This is a genomic window from Deinococcus roseus (assembly GCF_014646895.1).
In the GTDB taxonomy this organism is placed as follows: domain Bacteria; phylum Deinococcota; class Deinococci; order Deinococcales; family Deinococcaceae; genus Deinococcus_C; species Deinococcus_C roseus.
On sequence record NZ_BMOD01000001.1, the window covers coordinates 591,449 to 602,981 of the forward strand.

Annotated in this window: 10 protein-coding genes and 3 tRNA genes; 8 read left to right on the top strand and 5 right to left on the bottom strand. The window is 55.5% G+C overall.

The features are described from left to right. The first annotated feature begins 22 nt into the window (after nt 1-22). The 3 genes from IEY52_RS02770 to IEY52_RS02780 all read left to right on the top strand — a co-directional run bounded on the left by IEY52_RS02770 (nt 23) and on the right by IEY52_RS02780 (nt 2,371). The gene (locus tag IEY52_RS02770) at nt 23-613 is read left to right on the top strand and encodes a hypothetical protein (RefSeq protein WP_188999486.1); all 591 of its coding nucleotides are present in this window, start codon (nt 23-25) and stop codon (nt 611-613) included. Nucleotides 614-741: 128 nt separating this feature from the next. Next, nucleotides 742-1,380: a hypothetical protein gene (locus tag IEY52_RS02775; protein ID WP_188999489.1), complete on the top strand. Its 639-nt coding sequence runs from the start codon at nt 742-744 to the stop codon at nt 1,378-1,380. An 85-nt stretch (nt 1,381-1,465) separates the two neighbouring features. Beyond that, the gene (locus tag IEY52_RS02780; protein ID WP_188999492.1) at nt 1,466-2,371 is read left to right on the top strand and encodes an NAD(P)-dependent oxidoreductase; all 906 of its coding nucleotides are present in this window, start codon (nt 1,466-1,468) and stop codon (nt 2,369-2,371) included. 50 nt (nt 2,372-2,421) lie between these two features. Here IEY52_RS02780 and IEY52_RS02785 read toward each other — a convergent pair whose 3' ends face one another. From IEY52_RS02785 to IEY52_RS02805, 5 genes are all read right to left on the bottom strand, one after another. Further along, nucleotides 2,422-3,861 (bottom strand): ATP cone domain-containing protein, encoded by a 1,440-nt coding sequence (locus IEY52_RS02785; protein WP_188999495.1) that lies wholly within the window; start codon nt 3,859-3,861, stop codon nt 2,422-2,424. 105 nt (nt 3,862-3,966) lie between these two features. Continuing rightward, a complete protein-coding gene (locus IEY52_RS02790; RefSeq protein WP_188999498.1) occupies nt 3,967-4,569 on the bottom strand; it encodes a TetR/AcrR family transcriptional regulator in 603 nt (200 codons plus the stop codon). Between the two features lie 264 nt (nt 4,570-4,833). Beyond that, the gene (locus tag IEY52_RS02795) at nt 4,834-5,763 is read right to left on the bottom strand and encodes an aminoglycoside phosphotransferase family protein (protein ID WP_188999501.1); all 930 of its coding nucleotides are present in this window, start codon (nt 5,761-5,763) and stop codon (nt 4,834-4,836) included. A gap of 167 nt (nt 5,764-5,930) precedes the next feature. After that, a complete protein-coding gene (locus IEY52_RS02800; protein WP_188999504.1) occupies nt 5,931-7,787 on the bottom strand; it encodes an ABC transporter ATP-binding protein in 1,857 nt (618 codons plus the stop codon). Then, on the bottom strand, nt 7,784-9,619 hold the full coding sequence (locus IEY52_RS02805; RefSeq protein ID WP_229684617.1) for an ABC transporter ATP-binding protein: 1,836 nt from the start codon (nt 9,617-9,619) through the stop codon (nt 7,784-7,786). The genes IEY52_RS02800 and IEY52_RS02805 overlap by 4 nt, the downstream gene beginning before the upstream one ends. A gap of 369 nt (nt 9,620-9,988) precedes the next feature. Between IEY52_RS02805 and IEY52_RS02810 the strand changes: the two genes are divergently transcribed. From IEY52_RS02810 to IEY52_RS02830, 5 genes are all read left to right on the top strand, one after another. Beyond that, nucleotides 9,989-10,915: an L-lactate dehydrogenase gene (locus tag IEY52_RS02810; RefSeq protein WP_188999508.1), complete on the top strand. Its 927-nt coding sequence runs from the start codon at nt 9,989-9,991 to the stop codon at nt 10,913-10,915. A 181-nt stretch (nt 10,916-11,096) separates the two neighbouring features. Next, nucleotides 11,097-11,172: transfer RNA gene (locus IEY52_RS02815), tRNA-Thr, on the top strand. Nucleotides 11,173-11,200: 28 nt separating this feature from the next. Beyond that, nucleotides 11,201-11,286 (top strand) — tRNA-Tyr (locus IEY52_RS02820). Between the two features lie 5 nt (nt 11,287-11,291). Beyond that, nucleotides 11,292-11,366, top strand: a tRNA-Thr gene (locus IEY52_RS02825). 73 nt (nt 11,367-11,439) lie between these two features. Next, nucleotides 11,440-11,533: GTP-binding protein (locus IEY52_RS02830; protein ID WP_221274409.1), on the top strand; the 94-nt coding region annotated here is incomplete at its 3' end.

An 11,533-nucleotide genomic window follows, 5' to 3' on the forward strand; every position in this document is an offset into this window, starting at 1 on the left:
AGACATCTAGACTGGAGTCATTATGGAACTGCACCAGATCGCGTGGGAAAAGCTTGGGGGATTTGCGTTGCAGCATGGCGAAAAAATCCAGCCCCGTCTGGACAAAACCCGGGCCATTGCCCTCTATGACGAGGCCATTGTGGGGTTCAGCCGCAAGGGTTTTCGGGTGGGCAATGCTTACCTCAATGCCATCAAAGCCTTTGAACTGGCCGGAGATTTGCAGTTCCGTTTCCGGGGGCCTTTTCGGCTGGGAGGCTGGAACACCGAATCCACCTTCACCTTGCAAATTGTGGATGATGATGGCCACATCATCTCCGACATGTTGCAACTGGGACAGCAATTGATGGGGGAAAACCTGGCTCCGCTGGGTTTTGGTTCCCTCAACCTGGAGAATTACCTGCTCCTCAATCCCAGCCTGACCCCTTTTGCGTATGGCCTGGAGGTCTTTGATGCTTTCATGGACAGCCAGTCTGCCATTTACAGCATGTCCAGCTTCCAGGGGGAGTATGTGTTCCGGCGCTGGGGATGGGATGTGATGGACGCCCTGGAGCGTTTTGTGCAGGGCAACATGCTGTGGGTCACCAGTCCAGAGCACCACGTGTATTACGGCTGAGCTGGACGGGTCAACCATCAACCTCTTTCTGTCTGCCTGAATCATGGGTCAACCGGGATTTCCTGTACCCGAAATGGGGAACAGTCCCTGATGCCAATTCAGGATAAAGTAGAAAGCGAGGTTGAGCCATGAAGATATTGCAGACCATTCCGCTGGACAAGATTGCCGATCCCGTCATGGCCATGGCCGTATTCATGCAGCAAAACAGGAAACTGGACATCATGCAGATCACCGAGAACGAGGTGTATCTGGGCAACAACTCCAGAAAACAGCACATGTACACCCTGAAAAGCTCTTTTCACAACCAGGTGCTGTTCATCTGGATCCACCATTACCGTCCTGACCTGAGCAACGAAGAGTACCTCAACACCGCCATTCACCTTCCGGCTTTCAGTGAAGCCTTGCGCAGCAACACCCTGATCCAGTTCATCCAGCAGCAGACCCAGTTGCAGTTCCACGAGTACAGTGAGGCCCTCAAGAAGATCACTGAAATCATCCGGGAGTACTTGCAATCAGGGCATGCCCACCAGTACATCACCCGCAGGACCCTGATCAGCCTGATCATGGCCATGCATTATGAAACCCATGGGGATTATCGGGGCAGGCTGGAAGAAATCATCGATCAGGACATCATTGATCTTTTTGATGACAAACTGTACTTCAAGTACCACATTGAGGACATGAAGGCCCTGATTCAACTGTTTGACAGCGGCACATTGCCTGGCCCCCTGAAAGACCTTTACATCCTTTTTGACCTGCAAAACTGATCTGGTCAGACCATCCCCTGGCAGCCAGACCACCTGTGAAAACAACTGCTCCGGGTGCGCGTTTGTGGCATGTTAGGCTGACCGCATGAAAACTGCTTTTGTTGGTCTTGGCGCAATGGGTTACCCGATGGCAGGGCACCTCGGGCAGCGGTTTGACACGCTGGTCTGGAACCGCACCCCTGAGAAAGCCCGCAAACACGCTGCTGAATTCCCCACCCAGGTGCTGGAAAATTTTTCAGGACTCAGGGATGTGGATGTGCTGTTCACCTGTTTGCCCACCACCCGGGAAGTCAGCGAAGTGCTGGAGCAGGTGCTTCCTTTCCTGAAAGCAGGTGCCCTGTGGGTGGATTGCACTTCAGGTGATCCAGTCAAAAGCCTGGACATTGCCCAGAAGCTCTCAGGGCATCAGGTGATTTATCTTGATGCTCCAGTCAGTGGAGGCACTGCAGGGGCCATCAATGGAGCCCTGAGCGTGATGATTGGAGGTCCTGAAGAAGCGGTGCAGAAGGCACAACCCGTGCTGTCTGCCTTTGCGAGCAAGGTGGTCCATGTGGGTCAGGTGGGTTCCGGTCATGCGGTCAAAGCCATCAACAACATGTTGCTCGCCATCAATTTGCTGTCTGCAGGTGAGGGTCTGGTGGCCCTGGCCAAACTGGGCGTCAATCTGGAAGCTGCCCTGGAGGTCATCAATGTCAGCAGTGGCCGCAGCAACGCCACCCAGAACCTGATTCCCCAGCGTGTGCTGACCCGTGAATTCCCTGCAACGTTCGCCCTGGGTTTGCTGGCCAAAGACGCTGGAATCGCCCTGGATGTGTCCAGAGCCGCCAATGCCCCCACACCCCTCTTCAGCCTCACCGAGAGCCTGTACCGGGCCGCCAGAGACACTGTGGGTGCCAGCGAAGACCACACTGCAGTGGTCAAAATGCTGGAAAACTGGGCTGGGGTGACCCTTTCTTCCCCCTCCGCTGTCAAGGACAGGTCCTCCCCCTGAGGGGGAGGACAGCGAAGAAGGGGCACAGCTCACTTCAAGCGAGGTGGGGGTCAACGCCTCTGCGGCATCCCAATCGGCACACTCTGCAACACCCGGTTGGCGATGACTTCCATGGCCTGCTCCACGTTGCGGTCCTGTCCATCGGATTGCAGCATGGGCACACCGGTTTTTTCTGCAAGGCCCATGATGTAATCCTGCAAGGCCCGGATTTCCATGAAGTGGTTCAGGTAGCGCTGTTTGGGCCTGAGCTGGTGGGTTTCCTGGTCGCGGCTGTAAAAACGGTTGCGGTGCATTTCTTCGTCGGGGAGGGCCATCAGCATGGGAATGAACAGCGCTCCGGGTTCCTGAATCATGCCAAAGTAGCCTGGAACGATGTGCACCCCTTCCAGCACGATGCTGGTGTTCTCCTTGATGGCCCGCTGGATGATGGCGTGAATCCCCAGGCTGACCTGCTGCACCTGTTCCCGGAAGCCCTGCAGCAGTTGTTCTTCTGTAGGAAGCTCTCGGTCATCGTCTGGACCGAGCAGGCTCTGCCAGGCTTCAAAAGTGCTGGCATGCAACGTGGGGGTGAGTTGTGGGCTGATCATGGCCCGCATCACCTCACGGATGGAGTCTGTGGAGACCACCCGCGTGATGCCCAGCCGGTAAGCAATTTCTGCAGCAATATAGCTCTTGCCAGTCCCGGAAACCCCTCCCACCAGCACCACCAGTGGGCGCTCAGGGTTGCGGATGGCCCGCATCAGGCGGTAACGCAGGGCAATGTCCTCTCCCACCTCGCGGATGAGGGCCTGTTCCACCTCATGGCGGATCTGGGCACGGGTCACGCTTTTCAGGCCCAGTTCACGCAGTTGCAACTCGGTGTCTCTGGAAATGCGGTGGGCCACCAGCGAAGTCAGTCCTGTGGCCAGCAAAGACTGGGCCAGAATGCCTTTGGAGAAAGGCACCATCACCCCACTGGGATCCTGCAGCATCAGGGCACCTGTGGAGTGGTACCTGTCCCGGTAAGAGGAACGTCCTGCACTGCCCACCGTTTCCTGCAGCACCTCTTCGGTGAGGAGTTCGATTTCCTGGGAGGTGATCTCCTCCACACCCTGCATGCGCAACCTGCGGTCCACTTCTTTGGCGGTGTCGTAGGCCTGTTTGGGGGTCAGGCGAGCCACTTCCAGGCTGCGGGCCAGAATCCCCCGTGAGAAAGGCAGTTTCAGGCCGCTCTCGTCTTGCACGTTGATGTCTGTGAAGGTGGGAATCTGGTGGGTGAACTGGTCTGCGTATTTCTTGCCCAGACGTTTGCGGGTGAAATCTGCAACGATCTCTTTCAGTTCTTCGGGGGTGACATTGCGTTTTTTCTTGTTGCGGATGTGCTGTTCCACACTGCGGGCAATGGCGGTTGCTGCGTCCTGGTCAATGCCCACATTCAGCAGAGATTCGACCACCAGGCCCTTGGAGAACGGCCATTGGTGCTTGCCACTGCTGATGAAAATCTTGCGCATTGCTTCTCGATCCTTGAAACGTGGATTAGACCTGAATTCTACATGAAAATGAAGATCGACAGTTGCCCTGTCGATCTTCATGCAAAGCTGGGTTTGCCGCTGGCCTCAGCGCCTGAAAACCCCTTCAAGCATCAGCACCAGGGATTTTTTGAGTTCCTGCTCGAGGTCGCCTTCAGAGTTGTAAGCGCTCCAGCGCAGGGCCACCATCAGGAAGGTGTCGGCAATCAGGTTGCACATGCGCTCCAGAGACAGGTCATCCCTGAGGCGGTTCTGGTCCTTGAGGGGCCTGAGACACATCTCAATGACCTTGGAGAGGGGCAGGGCCTGATAAGCGGTGCGGGCCCGTTCTGGATCGGGATTCAGCACCTCATAGGCCAGGGGAGGAAACAAATCCCTGTCTTTGATGCAGAAGGCAGCCAGCTGTTTGAAGGTGTCCTGCAGCACCTGCTCAGGGGTGACGCCGTTTTGCAGGTTGCGTTCCGCCTGGTCTGCCAGGGTGTCCACCAGTTCTGCGCCGTAATCCAGCAGAACCGCTTCTTTGTAGGGGTAGTAATTGAAAAATGTGCCTCGGGAAACGTGGGCGCCTTTTGCAATGTCGGTGGCAGTGGTCTGTTGAAAACCATTGCGTTTAAAGAGATCGATGGCAACAGCATAAATGCGGTTCCGGCGTCGTTCTTTCTGGCGTTCCCGTAAGGTGATCGGCTCCATGTCAAGAATTGTAGCGTGTCTACAATTTCATGAAACTGTCGTTCTCTAGCTCAGGGGGATTTCAGGAAAGAAAATTTTGTCGGTTCAGTGCGTCTGTCACGTGGGTATGGGGTTTTTTTGGCTTTGGTCCAAGAAAGCACCGAGTTCAATTTGTATAGACATGTTTGGACTCAGGGTCCAAAATTCTTTTCAAAATCCTTTGCTGCTGCTGAAACAAATGAAATTATGTTTCACAATTCCACAAACTCCACCGTTGGATGCGTTTCAACACAAAATCAGATTCAGCCAGTGCCGCACAAAACCTTCTTCAGAAGGATTGCGTTTCCAGGCAGACAGGGCAGACCACAAATTGACAAACCCCACATAATGGCAAGCCACCCGGTATTTCTCTCTGAACTCAGGAATGGAAACGCTCACCCCTTCCCGCAGCAGCGCCCGACGGTAAGATGCAGTGCTCTCAAAAGTGGGCATGTGAGGTGGAAGGTCCATGTAAAACGATCCATAGCGGGCCTCCTGCCAGTCCAGAAAATACACCTGCTTCTCCGGGGTGATCAGCACATTGGCTGGACACAAATCATTGTGAATCAGGGTGAGGTTGCGAAAATCCTGATTTAGGCTTGCCACCTCCAGCAGCATTTTGTCTGCAGCAGATTCAATTCTGGGAATGTATCCAGCAAAAGTCCTGCGGAAGCTGGGAATCTGCAAAGCCTTCTGCCAGGGTTCCCTCCACCAGCGGTCCAGACCCCGGTTCAGAAAAGCCCAGTCCACCCTGGGAAGCCAGCTGAGTTCCTTTTCCTGACGCAGGTTGCGCGCATGAATGGCGGCCAGGGCACTGGCCTCGTTGCGCTGCACTTCCAGGTCCACAAAAGCCATTACCGGCGGGCGGTGCTCTCCTTTGATGTCCTGCATGGCAATCATCATGGGAAGCAGGCTGTCCAGATCTTGCACGTAACTCTGGGGCACAGCCTGCGCTTGCTGCTGCAACCTGTGCAGCACACGCCTTTCAACAACTCCAGCTTCCTTGGTCACCAGGGTGAAAGACTTCTGGCCCACCGGAGAAATCTTGTACCGTCCCACCGTTGCTCCAGAACGCCCCTGCATGATGGCGCTCTCCTCAATTTTGGCAATGCGCGTGTCGGTGACCAGCACACTGGAGGTTTCTTTGAGCAAACGGACCGTGTCTTCTGCAATCATGGCTGTCTGTATCGTAAACGCTATTTTTCCTGCAAAACAGACTTCATGCCACAAATGCGCATTCATGCTCCAAAAACAAAAAAGCAGAGTTTGTGACTCTGCTTTAAGGTTTGTAACGATGCCCTGGAGCGAGCATGTTTGTGTGGTGTTTTGCGATGTTCGCTGCCTCAGTCTGCGCTCATGGCATGACCCGAGTATTGCAGTTGGTGCAGTCTGGCATAGTAACCACCCTTGACCAGCAATTCCTGGTGGCTGCCCTGCTCCACAATCTTGCCTTTGCGCATCACAATGATGCGGTCACAGTGCTCGATGGTGGACAGTCGGTGCGCAATGATGATGCTGGTGCGGCCCTGCATCAGCTTGGCCAGCGAATCCTGAATGAGGAGTTCGGTTTCGGTGTCCACGCTGGCGGTGGCCTCGTCCAGGACCAGCAGGATGTCTGGGTTCTGGATCAGGGCACGGGCAAAGGCCAGCAGTTGCTTCTGACCTGTAGAGAGGGTGGCTCCGCGCTCTCTGACCTCGCTCTGGTAACCATCGGGCAGGGACATGATGAATTCATGCACCCCCACATATTTGCAGGCATTGATGATGCGTTCCATCGGCAGGGCATCATTCCCCAGACGCAAATTGCTCTCAATGGTCCCTGCGAACAGGAACACGTCTTGCAGCACCACCCCGATGTGTTTTCTCAGGCTGTGCTGGCTGTAGTCCCGCACATCGATGCCGTCCACTTTGACACTGCCCTTCTGGATGTCGTAAAAGCGGGACACCAGAGAGATGATGCTGGTCTTTCCTGCCCCGGTTGCACCCACCAGGGCCACACTTTCACCGGGTTTGATGTGCAGGTCAATGCCCCGCAGAATCCAGCGGTCGTCTTTCTCGGGAGCATCTGCAGGGGTGGAAGTGTCGTAGGCAAACCAGACGTTCTCGAAGTTCACATCCCCTTTGAAGCCTTCCACGGTTCTGGGCTGGGCTGGGTCTTTGATTTCTTCATCGGTGTCCAGAACACCAAAGATGCGCTCTGCACTGGCCATGGCCATCTGCATGTTGTTGAACACATCGGCAAGGTCCTGGATGGGCTGGAACAGTTGCGTCACCCAGGCAGAGAAGGCAATCAGCAGGCCCAGGGTGATGCCCTGGCCTTCCAGAATTTCCCGTCCGCCGTACCAGATCACCAGCGCCATCGCCACGTTGGACAGAAAAGAAACGGTGGGCATGTACAGCGAGAACCACTTGACGTTTTCCAGCATCCCGGCCAGAAAAGCCCGGTTGGCAAGGTCAAATTTGGCCTGGTTGCGGCCTTCCCGGTTGAACAGTTGCACGGTCAGCATCCCGGTGATGTTCTCGTTCAGCTGGGTGTTCACAATGGCCTGCTTGATGCGCACATCCCGTGAAGAAATCCGCATCTGGCCCCGGAAGTAAGCTGAGGCCCAGTACAGGATGGGCAGCACCGTGAAAGACACCAGGGCCAGTTTCCAGCTTAAGGACAGCATGATCACCACATAGGCCAGAATCAGCAGGCTGGAAGTCACCAGTGCAGACAGACCGTTGGTGATGAACTGGTTGATGGCGTCCACGTCGCTGGTCACACGGGTGATCAGGCGGCCCACCGGGTTCTTGTCAAAGTACCCGAGGTGCAGCCTCTGCAGTTTGCTGAAGATGTCGCTGCGGATGTCATAAAGCACCCGTTGTCCAATCCAGTTGAGGGCATACGTGAACCCGTATTTGAACAGGAACTCAAAGACCTTGAGGCCCAGAAACAGCAGGCCAATCTGCACCACACCTCGGTACAGGGCTTCTTCGGTGCTGCCCACGGTTCCGCAGTTGGCAGAGTGGGTGGGGGCCAGGTAACAGTCGATGGCGTTCCTCTGCAAGACCCCAAAGAAGGGTTGCAGGGCAGCCATCAGCACAGCAGCCACAGCAGTGAAGCCCACCAGATACTTGTAGGGTTTCAGGTACTGGAAAATCCTTTTTGCCAGATCCCAGTCAAAGGCCTTGGATCCTGCGTCGTCAGGCTGGGTCATGCATTTACCTCTTTTTCGTTCTCCAGGTCGCTGGCGAGGGACTGCAGGCGCTCCAGTTCTGCATATTCGCCTCTCAGAGCAACCAGCTCCTCATGGGATCCCTGCTCGATGATTTCGCCGTGCTGCAGCAAGATGATGTGGTCTGCGTGCCTCAGGGTGGAGACCCGGTGGCTGACCAGCATCACGGTTCTGCCAGGCATGACTTTCTTCAGGCCACTGAGGATGCGGGCCTCGGTTTCGGTGTCCACGGCGCTCATGCTGTCGTCCAGAATCAGCACTTCCGGTTCACGGGCAATGGCACGGGCCAGTGCAGTGCGCTGTTTCTGACCGCCACTCAGGGACACCCCACGTTCACCAATCTCGGTGTCAAAGCCTTTGGGGAAACCCTCAATGTCACTGGTCAAACCCGCAATGTCGGTGGCCCAGCGGACTTTTTGCATGTCCACCACAGGTTCCACTTTTTCGGGCGCAGAAGATTTGAGCACCGAAACGCCAGTGGGAATTTCGGGATAATTGTTGGTGTTCACGCCAAAAGCCACATTCTGGGCCACCGTTTCACTGAACAGGAAGGGTTCCTGAGGCACCACACCCACATGGGAGCGAAGCACCTGCAATGGGATGCGCTTGACCGGAATCCCATCCACGAGCACCTCCCCTTCTGTGGCATCAATCAGGCGGGTCACCAGTTGCATCAGGATGGTCTTGCCCGATCCTGTCGCTCCGGTGATCCCCAGGGTCTGGCCTGCAGCGATCTTCAGGTTGAGGTTCTTCAGAATGGTCCGGTTGCCATAACGCACCGTGACGTTTCTGAATTCGATGTCTCCCTTGATGCTCTTGATGCTCTGGTCTGCCCCCTCATCTTTGATGTCAGGCTTGGCTTCCAGCAGTTCCAGCAGGCGTTCCCAGGAGCTGGCCCCACGCTGGGTGATGGTCAGGATCATTCCTGCAGCCATGATCGGCCAGGTGAAGCGCTCCAAAGTCATGGTGAACTGGGTGAATTCTCCGATGGTCAGTTGCCCTCTCAGGATCATCTGCCCCCCATAAATCAGCACCAGCACGTAAGCAATGCCCATCAGCATGCTCAGGAAAGCCCACAGGGGACCTTCCACCATGGTGACTTTCAGGTTGCGCCGGATCAATTCATCGTTCATGGCCCGGTACTCTTTGATTTCCTGCTCCTCGATGGCGTACCCCTTCACCACCCGCACCCCGGAGAAATTCTCCTGGGCCTTGGCACTGATCAGGGAGGACTGTTCCTGGGCCTTCACATAACGCCTGGCAATCAGGCGCATCAGGAAAGCCAGCACCGCAATCATCACGGGAATCACAGTCAGAACCAGCCAGGTGAGTTTGGGGGAAATGTTGAACATCACCACCAGAGAAGCCCCAAACACCGAAATCACCGATGCCCCCTGGAACGCCCCAAAGCCCAGCATCTCACGCACGGCACTCAGGTCGGCGGTCAGGCGGTTCATGATGTCACCAGTGCGGCTGCGGTCAAAGAAAGACTTGTCCAGGTGGGTCATGTTCACAAAGATGTCCCGGCGGATCTCGTAATCCATCTGGCGGCTGGCCACCACCAGTTGCCGCCTCACCAGCAGCATCAGGCCACCAGACACCAGCACGGAGGCCACAATCGCCAGGGCATACATCCACAGGTTGGGAAGGTCTGCTTTGGCTTTAAAAGCTGCACTGATGGCATCAATGGCCAGTCGGACCACATACGGTCCCACCAGCACCGCCACGTTGGACACCAGCACAGCCAGAACACCGATCACGTACTGCCGCATGTGGTTTCGCAAGTACGGGACGAGCTTCTTCAAATGGTTCACTGTTCACCTCAGGAAAAAAGGGCTCCCATCAGAGCCTGTCAGGTCGGTCAGATTGCAGGATTCAACAGGGGTTTAAAAGCCTACCACGGCTCATGTGCGGTCAGTCTAATCCTTTTGACGTAAAAGAAACATAGAACGAATGACATAGTTGGGGCTAAGCAGGTCGGTATAATTGGGGGCAGAAGAATTGTGATGGAGATGGGGTTTTGAGGGTTTTTTTCAAAGGTCAGAAGGCCGAGAGCCGAGAGCAACATGACATGGATCTATGACATCATCAACAAAACCACACTTCAGAAAGCTTCAGCACAAGCATTGTGAATGGCCCTCGGCCCTGTGCACTCGGCACTCGGCCTTCCTGAAAGGAATCCCATGAAAGTCGGAATCATTGGCACTGGATTTGTCGGAGCATCTGCAGCCTACGCCCTCACCCTGAGGGGAAGCTGCACAGAACTGGTCCTGGTGGACCTCAATGCCAAAAAAGCACTGGCAGAAGCGGAGGATCTGCAGCACGCCACCCCTTTCACCCATCCGGTGCGGGTGAGTGCAGGGCAATATCCAGACCTTGCAGATGCCCAGGTGGTGATCCTGACCGCTGGCGTGAACCAGAAGCCCGGCGAAACCCGACTGCAACTGCTGGAACGCAATGTCAAAATCTTTGCCGATGTGGTGCCTCAGGTGGTCAAAGCTGCACCAGAAGCCATCTTGCTGGTCGCCACCAATCCGGTGGATGTGCTCACGGCTGTGACAGCCAGAATTGCAGGGCTTCCTGACGGACAGGTGATGGGTTCTGGAACCACCCTGGACACCGCCCGCTTTCGGGCACTGGTGGGACAGCATGTGGGCATTGACCCCCAGCATGTGCATGCTTTTGTGCTGGGTGAACACGGAGACAGCGAGGTTCTGGCGTGGTCCAGTGCCAGCATCTCTGGCATTCCCATTGAGGAGTATTGCCTGCAGCGGGAAATCCAGTGGGATGAGGAGGTCCGAAAGACCATTGATGAAAAGGTGCGCAAAGCGGCTTACACCATCATTGAAGGGAAAGGTGCCACCTATTACGGAATTGGAGCCGCTCTGGCCCGCATCACCGAGGCCATTGCCAGAGATGCCCGTGCCATTCTGTCGGTAACGGCACCCAACAAGGAAGGTCTTGCTTATGCCCTGCCCCGCATTGTGGGAGGGTCTGGCATTCGGGACACGCTGGAGGTTCCCCTCAATGCCCAGGAGACAGAAGCCCTGACCAGGAGCATTGAGATTTTGCAGGAGGCCACCCATCTGGCAATGGGACATTTGAGATGATTGAACCAGGTATAAAATGATTGGTTTTTTCCACTTTATACAGGCATTTTCTGCAAATTAAGATGGGTCATGAAACCGTCAGAACGTGAGCCGTCCCCATGTTGCTTGACACCCCTTTGGTGGTATGCTACTATTCCTCCTCGGAAAGCGCTTCGGCGAATTCCGACCCAGAGGAAAGGCTGCCACCCTAGCTCAACTGGCAGAGCATCCGATTTGTAATCGGAAGGTTATCGGTTCGATTCCGATGGGTGGCTCCAAATCCTGCAAAGGATGCTGTTCAATCTCGGGTAGGTAGCCAAGCGGCCAAAGGCATCAGACTGTAAATCTGACGGGTTTCCCCTTCGCTGGTTCGAATCCAGCCCTGCCCACCAGGTCCGCTCGTGTAGCTCAGTGGTAGAGCACTCCCTTGGTAAGGGAGAGGTCGTCGGTTCAATCCCGACCACGAGCTCCAAAAACTTTTGTTTCGATGAGGAGGGTCCGTGAAGAGCGGACCACATCATCATGATATATAGGAGGAAATTAGCATGGCTAAAGGCACGTTTGAACGCACCAAGCCCCACGTGAACGTGGGAACCATTGGTCACGTGGACCACGGAAAAACCACCCTCACCGCCGCGA

What these genes read in the sequence shown, in the direction of transcription:
- IEY52_RS02770 (WP_188999486.1), top strand. Translation starts at nt 23, where the DNA reads ATGGAACTGCACCAGATCGCGTGGGAAAAGCTTGGGGGATTTGCGTTG.
- IEY52_RS02810 (WP_188999508.1), top strand. Translation starts at nt 9,989, where the DNA reads ATGAAAGTCGGAATCATTGGCACTGGATTTGTCGGAGCATCTGCAGCC.
- IEY52_RS02800 (WP_188999504.1), bottom strand. Translation starts at nt 7,787, where the DNA reads ATGACCCAGCCTGACGACGCAGGATCCAAGGCCTTTGACTGGGATCTG.
- IEY52_RS02780 (WP_188999492.1), top strand. Translation starts at nt 1,466, where the DNA reads ATGAAAACTGCTTTTGTTGGTCTTGGCGCAATGGGTTACCCGATGGCA.
- IEY52_RS02790 (WP_188999498.1), bottom strand. Translation starts at nt 4,569, where the DNA reads ATGGAGCCGATCACCTTACGGGAACGCCAGAAAGAACGACGCCGGAAC.
- IEY52_RS02785 (WP_188999495.1), bottom strand. Translation starts at nt 3,861, where the DNA reads ATGCGCAAGATTTTCATCAGCAGTGGCAAGCACCAATGGCCGTTCTCC.
- IEY52_RS02775 (WP_188999489.1), top strand. Translation starts at nt 742, where the DNA reads ATGAAGATATTGCAGACCATTCCGCTGGACAAGATTGCCGATCCCGTC.
- IEY52_RS02795 (WP_188999501.1), bottom strand. Translation starts at nt 5,763, where the DNA reads ATGATTGCAGAAGACACGGTCCGTTTGCTCAAAGAAACCTCCAGTGTG.